Genomic DNA, 16,423 nt, shown 5'->3' with positions numbered 1-16,423 from the left:
CTAATTCGAGCAAGAGCCGATGACAGAAATTCTCTCTTTGTAATACTCTTGTACTATTAGATTACGATCGCGCTGTGCCAGTTGCGTAAGTCCTACTTATATATCCATAATTCTTAGATTAATTATTTCAGCAACAATCAGTTTAACGTGAGTTCGACAAATCTTGTTTGACCTCTCCCCCAGCCCCTCTCCGAAGCGGAGAGGGGAGTAAAAAGCTTAATTTTTCGTTGCTCCTCCCTTTCCGTTTCGGAGAGGGAGGCTGGGAAGGAGAGGTTCATCGAACTCACGTCAGTTTAAAGTTCCAGCTAAGAGTTCTGTCGCTATCTGGTATCGCAAGTTTAATGCTACTTTTGGCGCTGCTAACTTGAGCAGTTAAAATTAATCAGAAACTAACTACAATTCACAAGGAGAAAATTTATGAAATTAGATGGTAAAGTTGCTCTAGTGACTGGGAGTAGTCAAGGAATTGGACAGGCAATTGTTTTGCGTCTAGCTCAAGCAGGGGCAAATGTTGTGATTAACTATCGCTCTCACCCTGAAGGAGCAGAGGATACTTTAGCAAAGGTGGAAGCAATTGGTGGTAATTGTCACATGGCTCAGTGTCCAAAATCACATGGTTACACACTTAAAGCAGATTTAGGCAGTGTTGATGAGGTGCGCCAACTGATTGCAGAAAGTATTAACCATTTTGGCAAGCTAGATATTTTGGTAAATAATGCTGGCATTGAAAAACACGCACCATTTTGGGATGTTACAGAAGCAGATTATGACGCTGTGATGAATGTCAATTTAAAAGGCGTTTTCTTTGCGACTCAAGCCTTTGTACAACACCTGATTGAAACTAAACGAACTGGAAAAATTATCAACATTAGTTCGGTGCATGAAGAACTACCATTTCCCAATTTCACATCTTACTGTGCTAGCAAAGGCGGGATAAAAATGCTCACCCGTAACTTAGCTGTTGAGTTGGGTGCTTTGGGGATCACGATTAATAATGTTGCGCCCGGAGCCATAGAAACTCCGATTAATACTAAGCTGTTAAATGACCCAGAAAAGTTGGGTGCGTTATTAAAAAATATTCCTCTCGGTCGCTTGGGTCAACCACACGATGTTGCTTCTTTAGTGGCGTTTCTAAGTTCTGATGATGCTGACTACATTACAGGTAGCACTTTCTTTGTGGATGGTGGACTGCTTTGGAATTATCAAGAACAGTAGGGAGAAAAAACGATGCCAAATTCATCTCTATTTATTCCAGTTATCCTTGGCACTCCCCGTCAAGGTCGCCAAAGTGAATATGTTGCTAAATTTATTGTTGAGCAGGTTGCAGCACGCGATCGCCTAGAAACCAAACTCATTGATATTAGAGATATGGCGATCGCTACAAATGATGCCGGAGAATCCCTGAAAGACCCTCAGTTTTCTGCAACGATTGAACGAGCAGATGGCTTAATTATTGTTACACCAGAGTATAACCACGGTTATCCGGGTTTGCTCAAGCACGTACTTGACACCTGCCTTAAAGAATACATTCATAAAGCCGTTGGTCTGTGTGGCGTTTCGGCGGGGCCTTTTGGTGGTACAAGGGTAATCCAAAACCTTTTACCTGTAATGCGGGAATTGGGGCTAGTGACTATTTTCTATGACCTCAACTTTAGCAATGTTCAGAAACTATTTGATGAGTCAGGCAATTTGATTGACAAACCAACCTACATTCGCCGCATGGAAAGGTTTATGGACGAGTTAGTTTGGATGTCAACTGTCCTGAAATATGGGCGCCAAGAAGTCAGCTTGGAGAAAAAAGATAGTATCCAAGTTAACACCCATGCCAGCAAGCCCTGCCCAGAAATAGCTGCGCGAATGGGTGCAGATGTAATGGATACCGTCCTGGAAGTAAGTTATAATGCCCAGACTGGTGAAGTGGAAGCCACCCCAGTTACTTAAGTCCCAGTTTTGCTTTCCTCTAGCCATTCATGGGACAAAGATTTTGAAGGACAATGATCTTATGATTGCTATTCAGTCCTGTCCAGAACTCAAAGCTTTTGTAAATCAGATCGTCTCTCTTTGTAATGAAAATCAAGTAATCCCTTAATTCTCAAGATGTGGAGCTAAAGAAATCCTTATCTAAATCTAACTGCTCACTGCATCGAAAAAATGGATGAAACCGTCGTGTATGGCGATCGCACTTTTCCTCTCAATACAAAAGGATTGCGATCGCGTAGAGTTTCAGGCTTTTCTTAATTATCCTTTGATCGTAAATAGACCATGCTGTAGGGGTTTAGCAATGCTAAACCCTTACGAAAGATGTGGTTTTTCACCTTCTACATATTTGGTGTTTATTGTCAATATGTAAGTAAGTCCAATAATTATTTGATCTGGCTAAATTTTTAAATTTTGAAACTTTGTAAATTGTGGATTGAACAACAGTTTCGCAGTACCTGTAGGCCCGTTGCGGTGTTTAGCTATGATCACTTCTGCAATCCCGCGATCGGGTGTATCGGGAGAATAGTATTCATCACGGTATAACATTATTACTAAATCCGCGTCTTGTTCAATGGAATTGTGAACAATAATATTATTCGCAACAAAATTATGCAAACTAGGAACCGTAAGATCAAAGACTTCTTCCTCGCCACTATATTCAATTGAAAGTATCTCGTCCCAATAAACATCACTTTTGGCAAGAGTAACCAGTTTAGATGATTGAACAAAGTTGCCGACTTTTAGAGCTTCTTCTCGACTTAAATTTACCTTGTAAAGAGTAGAGCCACAATACGAAACTCCAATAGAGGAATGTAAATGTCCTAATAATGCAACCTCAGCATAAGTCATAGTTTGTTTACCAGGGTTGGGGAGATGTCTTGGTAAACATAGATGTTGTTTAGGAGTTAATTCATCAAGTCTTTTCCAGCCATTAATTGTTAAAAACTTGTGATTACCTGTGGCACGGATTTTTCGACCCAATCGAGTTGTTAAAGTAAACAGAGGCTTCGTACCTGTGGAAAAAGCATTGCTAACAATTGCCTTTTCTAGCTGCATTGTAGCTTCGTTCAACGCCCAAACTGCAAAACCAGATTTACCTACTAATTCCCTAATTGGTACTTGCAGTCCGCTATCTGGTAATGTCACCAAACTATCGCCTGCTAAACAACCCGACTCTCTCAAATCTGACAACATCGGACGCTTGTTAGTGCGTGCTTCCACCCCTCGACTCAACTGAGATAAAGCAATAATTGGTACAGATAATTCACGCGCTAAACCTTTGAGTTGACGTGTAATTTTTGATAATTCTTGAACTCGATTATCGCCTGCTCCTTCCATCAATTGCAAGTAATCTATTACAATCAAACCAAGTATTCCTTGTTCTGCTTGCAGTCTTCTTGCCTGACTACGCATTTGTGTAACTGTAATATTCGGCGTGTCGTCAATATAAATCGGCATCTCGGAAAGGATACCAATAGCACGGCTTAAAGGTTCCCACTGTGTTTGGCTCAGGCGTCCAGTCCGCAGATAACTACTTTCAATATGCGCTTCGCTAGCTAATAGACGTTGCGTCAGTTGCTCTTTGGACATTTCCAAACTGAAAATAGCAACTGGTAATTTCTTCCGCTCGTCAATGTGATCACGCTTGATAATAATTTCGTAATTGGCAATATATTGTGCAATATTCATCGAAAAGCTTGTCTTTCCCATTGCAGGTCTAGCAGCGACAATAATCAAATCAGAACGCTGAAAGCCGCCGGTCATGGCATCTAAATCGTAAAATCCGCAGGGAATCCCAGGTAAGGCGATGCCTTGGTTTCGATCTTCAATATCCTGGAAATTATTAATTAGAGTATCAGAAATATGAACTAAACCCGATTGGGGACGCTCTTGAGTAACTGAGAATACTTTCTGTTCTGCCTGATCTAAAACAATTGGTAATTCGGTTTCTGTCTCGTAACCAAGATGTACAATTTCATTACCAGCTTTTATTAAGCGCCGCCGCAGGTATTTGTCCATGACTAACCCTGCTAAGGCGTCGATGTTCACGGCTGACACTGTGCGGTCTACCAGAGTTGCTAACTTATTTCTGCCACCAATGCGGGCAAGGATATCATGGTCAGTCAGCCAACTTGTGACTGAGAGCAAGTCTGTGGCTTTACCTTGAGCATGGAGCCTCACAGCTGCTTGATAAATATCTTTGTGAGCGCTAATGTAAAAAGCTTCGGGAAGGAGGCGATCGCTAACTCGACTAATCGCTTCTGGATCTAGTAGAATACCCCCCAAAATCGCTTCTTCCGCCTCAATATTTTGTGGTGGGAGGCGATCGCTACCATCGCCTTGAAAACTCAATTCTTCAGCCATAAACGATTTTAGTTTGAGATTAAAGCTAGTCGGGAGTTAGGAGTTAAGAGTTAGGGGTTAAGAGTTAGGAGTTAGGCTTAAGAGTTAGGAGTTAGGAGTTAAGAGTTATTTTCACCTTTACTTCCCTTGCTCCCTCATCTCCCTCATCTCCCTCATCCCCCTCATCCCCCTCATCCCCTCCTGAGTTAGCTAGCGACTACTTGAATATCCACTTGCGCCGCTACTTCCGAATGCAGCTTAATTTCGGCTTGATAAGTACCAAGGTGGTTAATATCGGGGATGGTAATGCCACGCCGATCAATTTCTTGACCCGTAGCTGCCTTAATTGCATCTGCAACATCTTGGGTGGTGATAGTACCGAAAATTGCTTCGTTTTCACCAACTGGCTTGGCAATTGTCAAGCTGCCAACTTTTTCTAAAGATTCTTTTTGCTCAAGAGCTTGTTGTCTGAGTTCTAATTGCCGTTGACGCTCTTGCTCACGACGGCGTTCTACTTGCTTGAGAATACCAGGAGTGGCATTGGTTGCCAATTTCTGGGGAATCAGATAATTACGAGCGTAGCCAGGAGCTACTTCCACTAAGTCGCCAGATTTTCCCAGCTTGCTGATATCCTGATTTAAAACTAACTGCACACGTTTCGCCATCGTTTTTCGTTTTTCCTGTAAAATCTAATTAATTTGGGCTTGGGTAAGATAGCTCACAATGTCACTGCTGTATTCCAAGCTTCTTTGCCTATACCCTAAAGCTTACAGATCGTAGCGAAAGGAAGGGTGCGATCGCAACTATTAGCGCTAGAAAGTTGGAGGAATGGGGGAATGAGGGAGTGGGGAGTGGGGAGATGAGGGAGATGAGGGAGATGAGGGAGATGGACTTTTCTCCAATGCCCTATGCCCCATGCCCTATGCCCAATGCCCCATGCCCTATGCCTAAAAGTTATTTCTCATTTCCCGTATCCGCGCAAAGGTTTGCACTCCATCTCTACTCTTAACAGTTAATTGTAATGATGGCTGATCCCAACGTAAAAAGGGATTGGTGCGCTTCTCCACTCCCAGCAGTGAGGGTATGGTAGCTTCTCCTCGACTACGGTAAGCCTTCACTTCATTGAAGCGCCTTTGTAAGTCGGCGTTGTCCCCATCCACAGTTAGGGCAAATTGGAGATTTTTCAAGGTGTATTCGTGGGCGCACCAGACGCGTGTATCATCGGGTAGCGATCGCAGTTTACTTAAAGAATCCACCATTTGGGTCGGCGTTCCTTCAAACAAGCGACCGCAACCGCCAGAAAATAAGGTATCGCCGCAAAATAAATCGCCTGTCTCACCAACTTTTTCGGAGGGGAAGTAGTAAACGATGTGAGCGCGGGTATGTCCGGGAACGAAGATAACTTCAGCTATGCGGTCTGCAAACTGGACGCGATCGCCTTCTTGCAAAAACAGTTGCTGTCCCGGAATTCTACCACGATCCTCGGTTCCCCCGTAAACTATCACTTGGGGGAATTCTCCTATTAACTGCTTATTGCCACCCACATGATCGTTATGGTGGTGCGTGTTAAAAATTGCTACCAACTCAGCTTTTAATTCTGCCAGTTTCTCTAATACTGGTTGAGCCTCAGCTGGATCGACAACAGCCGCAATACGTTGTTGTGCATCGTACAGCAAAAATATATAGTTGTCTGAGAGTGCCTCAAGACGGATTACCTGCATTACCTTTGCCTCTGTTATGAGTAGATATTCAGTATCAAAAAATATCATTTATATGTGAAATTTCGGTAGACGAACTAGCCAATATGACGTTAGCTTTATTTAGGCTTTTATTCAAACTTGATATCTAGGGTTAACTAAAAATATACCCTTTACCATAATTGATGACAAATTAAAGGCTGATTCCTCGTTATCTGAAAAACTTCAAAAGTAAGAGATAGCCTATATTAAAACCATTTTCTAGTCTATAAAATCTTATTTATCGAATAATAACACTGAGAAAGTTTTGTCAATAAATCAACTAAGATTTTTAGCGCCAAATATCCCAGATCTGATCAAAATTTCATCCAGGACTATATTAACGTCACAAACCCTCTATGTACAAAGAATTTCGGCAACAGATAATTTCAGCAATTCGGGACGCCGTGAACAACGTCCGATATCCTCAGCGCATCCTTGTTGTGCGACAGGCAGATCACCAGTCTACATACAATGACTACTTTCTTTATTGGGTTAGTCAAAATGTACCTGAGGCAGCACATCTATTTGAACTTCATTATCTCCCTTGTGAGATAAATGACTGGGATCGCTATGCACTATTTATACCTTGGCTACAAGATCCCCTCAAAGAAAGATTTCCGCATATTTATCAATATGCCCAGCCAATAGAAGCAGAATGCAAAAAACGCAACATTCCCATTGTTAATTCCATTGATAACCTCTCAAATTCAATTAAATCACTGGCAGCACAGAAGATTGGTAGCGTAGAGGGCATTCGCACCGCTAAAACAGTGCCGATTACTGATGTAGAAACTTTCAAAAAGACACAAGGAGGATTATCAACTCCCTTCTTTATTCGTGAAGACTGGGTGCATGGCTGCCAAATCTTTTTCGTCCAAAATCTCGATGACTTGGAAAACATCCCTTTTGAAAAGATGCTTGCCCCGATTGCAGTAGAATTTCTGGATGTTAAGGGAGAAGATGGTCTGTATCGTAAGTATCGCTACTTCGCTATGGGAGATGAAGGTATCCCTGGCCCTTTAATGGTTTCCAAATCTTGGGAAGTACGCGACAACGATAATCGCGTAATTAATGAATCAATAATAGCAGAGGAAATTGCTTATTTCAGTGGAGAAGACCCCAATCATCATCTTTTGCAGCAGGCACGCAAAGCATTAGGTTTTGATTTTATGGCTTTTGATTACAGCTATGACGAACAGAGAAACCTCCTTGTCTGGGAACCAAATCCTTTCCCAGTAATCTGGGGTTCACATGACGGTGAACCTGAGAAAAAGTATGCATTGCCATCAATGGATCGCATCTATACAGCACTCCTCAAATATTACTTGCAGCGTGCCAATATCTTAATCAAAATACCAACTTAGTTTATTTCCCAATACTTAATTTTCTCCGGCGTGAATTTTGAACTATACCTTTTCAACAAGAAGAGTGTTTAATCAATGACTCCACTTGTTTCAATCGTTGTTACCTGTTTTAATCAAGCCAGCTACCTAGAACGCTCAGTTAAAAGCGTACTATCACAAACATTTACTGACCTTGAATGTATTATGGTAGATGATGGCTCTACTGATAATACACAAGAAGTTGCTGAACAATTGATCAGTCTAGATTCAAGAGTCAGCTACTTCTATAAAGAAAATGGCGGAGTATCTTCAAGTCGGAATTTTGGCTTTAAACAGGCACAAGGTAAGTGGATTCAGTTTCTAGATGGAGATGATTGGATTCACGAAGATAAAATTAAGTTTCAATTAGATCATTTAAGTGCCTTGGATGTTCAAAAAAATACTGTTTTTTATACAGATTATGAACGGGTATTTATAGACAGAGAACAGCAAATTATCAACAGACAGGAAAATATAGTTGGTTCTTTATCAAGAGAGCAATTGATTGAGCGATTACTCATCCCTGATTTTCTAGCTGATTCTCCATTTCCCTTACTTCAGCAATGTCTATTGATGAGTAGAGATGTGCAGGACAAAAAAATATTTGATGAGCGCCTAAAAGCTCTGCAAGATAGAGATTTTACCATAGACCTTTTAATTGCCAATGTTAATTTTGTCTACACACCGATGATGGGAGCATATTATACAAAACATCAATCTAATAGAACTAATAACTGGTCTTATATGAAAGCTTATTATATTTTGTTATACGAGACAGTGTGTAGTAAGCATCATGACTTAATCCCTTTATGCCAAGTAGGTATAGATTTTTTGCTTAAAGAAGCAATTAGAGAAAAAGAGCAAGATAATTTTGCTCGGCTAATTAAAATGTTTTCCCCTCCTTTCTACTTATTAAACAGAAAAATCAAAGTTAATCATAGCTATTTACTCAAGCTAATTTATCAAATTCGGCTAATTATTCCTAGTTTTGTATTATATGAAAAATATAGAGGCCCGCGATCGCAAAAAATCATCTCGCTTTTTTCCCAGTTCATCAACTTGTTTAAAAAGCCAAAAAGTAGTTATATCAGTAGTGAATAAAGCAACTAATATATGAAAGGGAAAGTTTCGTTAGTTGTGAGTGACTTGTCTGGAGGAGGCTCAGTTCGAGCGTTTTTACTAGCTCAAGTTCTAAAAAAAATCGATTATGAAGTTGAGATTATCGGATTTTTATTTGGTCAGGAATTATATGCGATTCCTCCAGTAGGGATACCAGTAGTTGCTATTGATGGTACAAACTATCCTGAGTTTTTTACTTCAGCTAAAAAACTTTGGCAAAAACTAGATGGGGACATTATTTATGCAGTCAAACCTAAACCGACAAGTTTTGGTGTGTCGCTACTGCATAAATTAGCTAGTCGTCGTCCTTTGCTTTTAGATATGGATGACTGGGAACTTAGCTGGCATGGAGGTTTTGAATGGAAGTATCGCGCCAGTCTTAAGCAATTTGGCAGGGACATTTTAAAAAAAAATGGTGCATTGAGATTTCCCGATCATCCACTTTATCTCCAGTGGATGGAAAGTTTAGTATCTCGTGCCAATGGGATTACGATAGATACTCAGTTTCTTCAAAACCGCTTTGGAGGTGTTTATTTACCTAATGGCAAAGATACCGCCATGTTTGACCCTGAGAAATATAACCCAGAGGTCAGCAGAGAGCGTTATGGTTTGACAAAGTATCGAGTTCTCATGTTTCCTGGTGCGCCAAGACCTCACAAGGGAGTTGAAGATGTCTTAATAGCGTTAGATCAGTTGAATCAGCAAGATTTAAAATTGGTAATTGTGGGAGGCAGTCCTTATGATGATTATGATGAGCAGCTGATTCACAAATGGGGACGCTGGATTATCAAGTTGCCAAAATGTCCTGTAGAGGTTATGCCTGAGGTTGTAGCAGCTGCTCACGTTGTAGTTGTTCCCCAGCGAGATAGCGTAATTGCTCGTGCCCAATTTCCTCTAAAGTTAACAGATGGGATGGCAATGGCTAAACCTGTGTTATCCACACGAGTGGGAGACATTCCCGAAATTTTAGCAGAAACTGGTTATTTAGTTGATCCTAGTTGTCCCCAACAAATTGCTACACAAATTCAACTGATATTTGCCGATGTAGAACAAGCAAAAGAGCGAGGTAGAAAGGCTAGAGAAAGATGTTTAGAAAAGTACAGCTTAGAAGCTATGGCATTTACCTTATCTGAGTTAATTTCTCGTTTGTGAAGATAGTGCATGATTATAAACCTATGATTAAGGGACTTCCAAATAAAAAAATATCCCAAAACTGAAGCAAAAATCCTCTCTATTTCTCCTCTCTCTGTGTTCTCTGCGTCTGGAATGGTTCGTTTATTTGGATAATTTATTTCTTGGAAATCCCTAATCTAGATTTAACTCAATTGAAAATCTCGTCACAGGCGTAGTATATCAATATGTAAGAATAGCTCTGGATTGATAGAAGTTGTATGTATAACATTTTTTCTTGCCGCTATCAAATTATAAATTTCTAATCTAAATTCCCAATGTCTAACAACAAACTACTAGTAAAATTTGCTAAACCTTATCCAGCTAGAATATTTTTTACAATCTTGTTCGGGTTTTCTAGCGCTTTATTTAACGGTGTGGGTACGACACTGATTGTCCCAGTAATTCTTCAAATAGTGGGTCAACCTGTGAATTTAACAGGTGCTCCACCAATTATTAAAGCTATTATCTCTCCCTTTGATCATGTTCCAGAAAATTACCGCCTAGCGGTGATGGCTGGCTCAATTATATTTACAATTGTTTTAAAAAATTTAACTAGCTATATCGGTAGTTTGGTGTCGAGTTCTTTAACGCGGACGTTGACATCGGATATGCGAGAAGCCGGGTTGAAGTTATTACTAGATATTGACATAGATTATTACAGCAAAATGAAGGTTGGTGATCTAATCAACAGCCTTGGGGGAGAAGTTAGTCGTGCTGCTAGTGCTATAGGGGGTGTGATCAGGTTAATCATACTGGCAATTACGATTTTAGTTTTTGTGGCTTTGTTGCTGTCAATTTCCTGGCAGTTGACCATTGCCACTACACTGTTACTAACTTTGGTGACGTTAGTAAATCAGTATGCAATTTACCGCTCAAGAGATTTTGGTGCCCAGTTTTCGGAGATGTCTAAAGCTTATTCCATTTCTGTGTTAGAAACGCTAAATGGAATTCGCCTAGTAAAGGCAACTGGAAATGAAGACAGAGAATATAAACGGATTCAAAAGCTAATTCGTGACCGAGAAAAAGCAGATTTTCAGTCCCAGGTGAATTCTGAGGCGATTACACCAGTTAGCGAGGTGACGGGGATTATAGCCTTAATAGTGATTGTCTTTTTGGGTCGCACCTTATTTGCCAACGAGATTACTTCAGTCTCAGCCGTTTTGATTACATATTTATTGTTGCTATTGCGACTACTACCGTTTATTTCTCAGTTAAATACTCTTCGGAGTAGCTTTGCTAATACTGCTTCCAGCGTGGATATTGTTGCTGATTTTTTACGACAAGATAATAAGCCGTTCATGAGTAGCGGGATGATTCCTTATGAGAAATTAAAAGAGGGAGTACATTTTAAGAATCTCTGTTTTTCCTACCCTAATCATAAAAATATAGTACTTCAAGATGTAGATTTATATTTACCACGCGGTACTACTCTAGCTTTGGTGGGTAGTTCTGGTGCTGGTAAATCAACAATGGCAGACCTATTACCGAGATTTTATGACCCCACATCTGGCTGTATTACTCTAGACGGAATAGATTTGCGAGATTTCAATTTGAAATCAGTGCGGAAGGCGATGGGAATTGTCAGTCAAGATACGTTTCTCTTTAATGATTCGGTGCGGAACAATATCGCTTATGGACGACCAGAGGCTAGTGATGATCAAATTCTCACAGCCGCAAAGCAAGCAAATGCCTATGAGTTTATTAGCAAATTACCTCAGGGATTTGATACGCAGATTGGCGATCGCGGCGTGATGCTATCTGGTGGACAAAGACAAAGATTAGCGATCGCCCGCGCCCTACTCCAAAATCCCGAAATTCTGATTTTAGATGAAGCCACCAGCGCTTTAGATACAGTTTCCGAACGTTTAGTACAATCTGCACTCGATAACCTAAGCCGCGATCGCACCACCCTAGTAATCGCTCACCGCCTTTCCACAGTCCAAAAAGCCGATCAAATCGCCGTCTTAGACCAAGGAAGTGTAGTAGAAATCGGCACCCATGAACAACTTTTACAAAAAGGTAGTTACTACTCACGCCTCTACTCAATGCAATTTACTAATCAGCCGGAAATTTCCACCAGAACTAATCCCAGCTTTAACCAAATTTCTCACGAACTGCGGACAAGGCTTAACTCAATGATTGGTTTCCTCGGACTATTAGTTGATGATCTGGTAGACAATTCCGAAGAGCGGCAGGAATTAATTGAGGAATCATACAATTCAGCCTTAAGAATTCTCAACGCTATTGATGTCTTCGGCGATGTGGTTAATCTGAAAATTAACCAGCAGTTTTCGTCAGATATAAACCAAAATCAAAATGAAAATAACCAGTATCAAAACTTTAGTTATATCTCGAATGAGTTTCACACACGTCTCTATCCCCTCCTGATCTCTCTGCACTTGCTAGTCGATAAATTAGAATCTGAACCCCAAAAACAAAATCGATTAATTGCAGAATCTTATCACTCTGCTATTTACCTACTAGATACATTAAAGCTTTTTGAGGATAGAGTTTAATTTTAGTTAATGCAATTAACAAAAGTATTTTTACCATAATCTGGAAAAACCTATCATCCAAAACAATGATAAATTATTTAAAAAAAAATCAATATATTTTTTACACTGGAGAGCCATCACTACAACCAGACACAGCACACGAAATTCATGATGTTCTTTGTGCCAATGCAGCAGCTAACTTAGGCTATTCTTCAGTTTTAATCTATCCAGATAAAAAACATTCTGTTAATCTACTATCGTTAATTTATCCTTATCAACCCAAAAGACCCGGCAGAGAATTTATAGAATTTTACGATGTTCAAGAAAAGCTCAAAATTGCTCCATTGCCAATGCCTTGGCCTATTGATAAAATAGGTGGTAAATTTACTAACTCCAGTACAGTAGTAACCAAATATTATTTACCGATTCATATCCGCCCTAATACTAAAGTTGTTCACACGCGAGATTGGAACTTTGTCAAAGCCGCAGTCAAAAATAAGATTCCTACTATCTATGAACGTCACTACTTTCAAGACCAAAAATTTGAGTCAGAAATCGTTTACAGTCCCTACTTTAAAATAGCCATAACTCAGTCGGAACCCATCCGGCAAAGCTTAATAGAATATGGAATGCCACCGGAAAAAGTCGTTTGGCTACATAACGGATTCAATCAATCATTTTCAGTCAGGCAGCCCCAAGAAGCCGAAACATGGCGTCAAGAATTGCTCATAAATGGACGTAAGCATTTAGTTGTCTATTCCGGCGCTTTGTATCCTTTCAAAGGTGTTGATCTCTTAATTGATTCTGCTAAAGAATTGCCAGAAATTCAGTTTGTCATTACAGGAGGTACAGAAGCACAAGTACAAGCATATCAACAAATAGCCAGAGATAAAAATGTAGAAAACGTTAAATTCTTAGGCTGGATACTTCCACGGGAACGATTAGTTAGCTTGTTTCAAGCAGCTGATATTTTGGTTCATCCTCACTGCGCTGGGAAATCAGCAGATTTCACAAATCCAGTTAAGTTTTTTCAGTATATGGCTGCTGGCACTCCTATAGTTGCAACTGAGATTCCACCTTTAATGGAATTCAAGACATCTCCTTTAATTGCCAGTTGGTGTACACCAGATAACCCGGATAAACTTGCCCAATCTATTCAACATACTTTAGAAGTCTATCCCCGAAAAATAGAGGGTTATGCAGCTAGTATAGATTTTGCCCAGCAATTTTCTTGGGAGAATAGAATTACCAAAATATTAAGCTACCTAGAAGAAGATCAGCGTCCACCAATTCTGGGGTAACGGTACAAAATTAACTGAAAACTAACTACAAATAAATAGGATTTATGACTATCAAAACTGTTGGGATGATTAGCAGCTATTCAGGTCTTGCTAAAACCAGAGATTGGTTATGGCAACAAACCCCACACTCTTTTGGGGTTTGGGACAACATCCAAATGTTGAAAATAGCCCAAAAGCCAGACTTTTTGTTGCTATATCAGTTTGATTTTCCCCAACCATCACCACAACCATCTTGGTTAGATATTGTTCGTAAACGACAACAGAAACCAGAAATAAATATAGAATCTCTATTATGTGGTGTGCCGAAAGAGCGGATTATTTATTTTCTCCGCGAACCGCCCTTAGATGAGATTGTAGAAATAAGTAAGCGGAATTATCAGGAAGCTCAAAAGTATTGTGGTCATGTTTCCGGCCCCGATGACTTTGCGCCCAATCCCGATTATATGCCTGCTATTTGGTATCATGCCAAATCATTTGAGGATTTAAATGAAATGCCAACGCCGGAAAAAATTGCTCCATGCAGTTGGATTACTTCGGGAATTAACCGGACAGCTAACCATCGCCAGCGCTTAGACTTTTTGAAATTATTGCAAGCTAGCGGCACTAAGTTCGATTTGTATGGGCGGGACTTACCTGCATGGTCGCCAACAAAAGGTGAACTTGGTCACAAATGGCATGGAATGGCACCATACCACTACAATCTGGCAATTGAAAACTATGCAGAAAATAGTTGGTATGTGAGTGAGAAACTTTGGGATAGTTTGCTGGCTTGGTGTCTACCAATTTATTATGGTGGGCCGGCTGCTGATAAATTATTGCCACCCGGTAGTTTTTTGCGGTTGCCCAGTTTAGATGAAAAAGGCATTGCCTACATCCAAGAAGTGACAGCTACACCTGATGCTTGGTATGCTGCTAAAGATGCGATCGCAGAAGCACGTCAAATCATTTTACGTAAATTAAACCTGCTTAACTGGTTGTCAAACTTTGTTGCTCAACACTCATAAATTATGAATGGTATTTGTACCCTTGGCAATGATTATGTTTTCGATCAACTGGTGGCTTTGCTCAACAGTATTGATGTTAACTTGGGTTCAGAAACTCCTGTTTGTATCTATCCTTTCGATGATCAGACACAGCGAATTGCTGATGAAATAGCTAAACGCCCTAATGTATTTCTTTACGATAATCAAGAATCAATCGATCGCTGGGATCAATTTATGCTCACAGCAGCACCAGAACGATTGAATCGCAGTAAATCCCGTTTGTATGGCGCTCACCGTCGTTTTTGCGCTTTTGATGGACCATTCGATAAGTTTATCTATTTAGATGCAGACACTTTGGTGATGAACTCACTGGAAGCGGTGTTTCAAAAGCTAGATAGTTATGATTTTGTTGTCTATGATTTTCAATTTAAAGACGTTAGTAAAATATATAATGTTAATTCTCCAAAATTACTAGAAATTTTCGAGCAAAAACGCATTGATTCCGAAATATTTTGCTCAGGCTTCTATGGCGCAAAACGGGGAATATTCAACTCAGAACGAAGAGATTGGCTGATATCCCATTTACAAAATGGTGAGGCGGAAATTTTGTATGCTGGTGCTGGCGAACAGCCACTGATTAACTATATGGTAATGAGGTCTAATATTTCTATTTATAACTTTGCTCGCCAACTGCCAGATAATAAAACAACAGGATGTTCTGCCACATCTAGGCATTTCGAGGAACGAGAACATCTTCTTTATGACAAAGGTAATCGACTAACTTACCTTCATTACATTGGGATTCCTCCTAATATCAATCAAGCAGTCTGTGCAGGAGAAAATCTTGAGTTTCCCTATCGAGATTTATTTCTCTATTATCGTTATTTACACGAGCCAGAGAAGCATCCAGTCTTTAAAAATCCTCCTAAGGATTATAATGACGTTCCAACACCAAATTTATTTACAAGAGCTTTGCGAAAACTTAAGTTAATTAACCAAGGATAATTTATGAGTCGAGGCATTTATATAGTTGCCAATGACCGCGTTATTGATAATGCGATCGCTTTACTCAATAGCATTCGTTACTATGACCCAGAAGTGACTGTTTATCTCATACCTTTTAATGAAAATTATCACAAGGTAGCAGAACAGCTTGCTACGTTACACAACGTCCAAATCTTCCCAGATTTAGAACTTATTGATACATTTACCAAACGCATCGGAGAAATTTTTGATCGAGATTTCCTCGCCTTACCCAACAAAATGCGTAAACTGGTGGCGTGGTTTGGCCCTTTAGATGAGTTTATTTATATTGATACGGATATTGTCGTTTTTGAAAAAATCGCCGACAATTTAGACAAACTTTCAGAAGTCGATTTTTTCTGTTGTGATTACCACCATGCTAATGACAAGCTGCGAAATATCTTTTCCTCATTTGTGAAAGAGCAGCAAATTTTTTCTGATGCCCAACTTCAAGACGTTTTCAATAGCGGCTTTTGGGCTTCGAGAAAAGGAATTATTACCAAACAACAGATGGATGAAGCTTTGCACGAGTGTGCAGTGCATCGAGAATATTTTGATTTTTCTGAAGGAGTTACAGACCAACCAATTTTAAATTATCTTGTTCTCAAACTAATTTCTAAACGTGGAAATCTCGTCAAAATTCCTGGGGGAGGGCCTGGTAGTTGGGCGGGTTCGCAAAATTTCCAACAGCAAGACTACGCCCTCTATGACCGAGGACAACGACTAAAATATCTCCACTGGGCTGGTACGCGGATGAAAAGTGGTAGTCCCTATTGGCAATTGTGGGAACACTATCGCTATCTTCATGAGGGTAAATTCGCTTTCATTTCCAAACTAACTCGCCGTTTATTTCCCTTTGTTGCTGCCCGTACTTAATATTAGGAG

14 protein-coding genes are annotated in these 16,423 nt (G+C 40.0%); 11 read left to right on the top strand and 3 right to left on the bottom strand.

Annotated elements, in window-relative coordinates; translation table 11 throughout:
• Positions 1 to 417: 417 nt before the first annotated feature.
• Both V7L05_RS23965 and V7L05_RS23960 read left to right on the top strand, forming a co-directional pair.
• Positions 418 to 1,215 carry an SDR family NAD(P)-dependent oxidoreductase gene (locus V7L05_RS23965; RefSeq protein WP_335167740.1) on the top strand — a complete coding sequence of 266 codons (798 nt, stop codon included), beginning with the start codon at positions 418 to 420 and terminating at the stop codon, positions 1,213 to 1,215.
• A 12-nt stretch (positions 1,216 to 1,227) separates the two neighbouring features.
• The gene (locus V7L05_RS23960; RefSeq protein ID WP_335167737.1) at positions 1,228 to 1,941 is read left to right on the top strand and encodes an NADPH-dependent FMN reductase; all 714 of its coding nucleotides are present in this window, start codon (positions 1,228 to 1,230) and stop codon (positions 1,939 to 1,941) included.
• Positions 1,942 to 2,376: 435 nt separating this feature from the next.
• Here V7L05_RS23960 and dnaB read toward each other — a convergent pair whose 3' ends face one another.
• Positions 2,377 to 4,344: a replicative DNA helicase gene (gene dnaB, locus V7L05_RS23955; protein WP_335167735.1), complete on the bottom strand. Its 1,968-nt coding sequence runs from the start codon at positions 4,342 to 4,344 to the stop codon at positions 2,377 to 2,379.
• Between the two features lie 185 nt (positions 4,345 to 4,529).
• On the bottom strand, positions 4,530 to 4,988 hold the full coding sequence (gene rplI / locus V7L05_RS23950) for a 50S ribosomal protein L9 (protein ID WP_292771432.1): 459 nt from the start codon (positions 4,986 to 4,988) through the stop codon (positions 4,530 to 4,532).
• Between the two features lie 179 nt (positions 4,989 to 5,167).
• Here rplI and V7L05_RS23945 point away from each other — a divergent pair, with 179 nt between their 5' ends.
• Positions 5,168 to 5,332 carry a histidine kinase gene (locus tag V7L05_RS23945; protein ID WP_335167733.1) on the top strand — a complete coding sequence of 55 codons (165 nt, stop codon included), beginning with the start codon at positions 5,168 to 5,170 and terminating at the stop codon, positions 5,330 to 5,332.
• Here V7L05_RS23945 and gloB read toward each other — a convergent pair.
• Positions 5,271 to 6,044 carry a hydroxyacylglutathione hydrolase gene (gloB, locus tag V7L05_RS23940; RefSeq protein ID WP_335167748.1) on the bottom strand — a complete coding sequence of 258 codons (774 nt, stop codon included), beginning with the start codon at positions 6,042 to 6,044 and terminating at the stop codon, positions 5,271 to 5,273. The two genes, V7L05_RS23945 and gloB, sit on opposite strands and share 62 nt — an antisense overlap.
• A 374-nt stretch (positions 6,045 to 6,418) precedes the next feature.
• On the opposite strand from gloB, the gene V7L05_RS23935 reads away from it, so the two are divergent.
• The 8 genes from V7L05_RS23935 (at position 6,419) to V7L05_RS23900 (ending at position 16,414) form a co-directional block, all read left to right on the top strand.
• On the top strand, positions 6,419 to 7,426 hold the full coding sequence (locus tag V7L05_RS23935; protein ID WP_335167732.1) for a hypothetical protein: 1,008 nt from the start codon (positions 6,419 to 6,421) through the stop codon (positions 7,424 to 7,426).
• A gap of 75 nt (positions 7,427 to 7,501) precedes the next feature.
• Positions 7,502 to 8,545 (top strand): glycosyltransferase family 2 protein, encoded by a 1,044-nt coding sequence (locus V7L05_RS23930; protein WP_335167730.1) that lies wholly within the window; start codon positions 7,502 to 7,504, stop codon positions 8,543 to 8,545.
• A gap of 12 nt (positions 8,546 to 8,557) precedes the next feature.
• Entirely contained in the window at positions 8,558 to 9,715 is a 1,158-nt protein-coding gene (locus tag V7L05_RS23925) for a glycosyltransferase family 4 protein (RefSeq protein ID WP_335167728.1), read from the top strand.
• Positions 9,716 to 10,011: 296 nt separating this feature from the next.
• Positions 10,012 to 12,252: an ATP-binding cassette domain-containing protein gene (locus tag V7L05_RS23920; protein WP_335167726.1), complete on the top strand. Its 2,241-nt coding sequence runs from the start codon at positions 10,012 to 10,014 to the stop codon at positions 12,250 to 12,252.
• A 65-nt stretch (positions 12,253 to 12,317) separates the two neighbouring features.
• Complete coding sequence (locus V7L05_RS23915; RefSeq protein ID WP_335167724.1) at positions 12,318 to 13,532, top strand: glycosyltransferase family 4 protein; 1,215 nt, start codon at positions 12,318 to 12,320, stop codon at positions 13,530 to 13,532.
• Between the two features lie 44 nt (positions 13,533 to 13,576).
• Positions 13,577 to 14,536, top strand: a complete 960-nt coding sequence (locus V7L05_RS23910; RefSeq protein ID WP_335167723.1) for a glycosyltransferase family 10 domain-containing protein — start codon at positions 13,577 to 13,579, stop codon at positions 14,534 to 14,536.
• Between the two features lie 3 nt (positions 14,537 to 14,539).
• The gene (locus V7L05_RS23905) at positions 14,540 to 15,520 is read left to right on the top strand and encodes an Npun_R2821/Npun_R2822 family protein (RefSeq protein WP_335167721.1); all 981 of its coding nucleotides are present in this window, start codon (positions 14,540 to 14,542) and stop codon (positions 15,518 to 15,520) included.
• A gap of 3 nt (positions 15,521 to 15,523) precedes the next feature.
• Complete coding sequence (locus tag V7L05_RS23900; protein WP_335167719.1) at positions 15,524 to 16,414, top strand: Npun_R2821/Npun_R2822 family protein; 891 nt, start codon at positions 15,524 to 15,526, stop codon at positions 16,412 to 16,414.
• The last annotated feature ends 9 nt before the right edge of the window (positions 16,415 to 16,423 follow it).

This window comes from Nostoc sp. (genome assembly GCF_036917755.1).
Classification (GTDB): domain Bacteria; phylum Cyanobacteriota; class Cyanobacteriia; order Cyanobacteriales; family Nostocaceae; genus Nostoc.
Note: the sequence above shows the minus strand (reverse complement) of the source record. Positions and strands in the feature narration are given on the sequence as shown.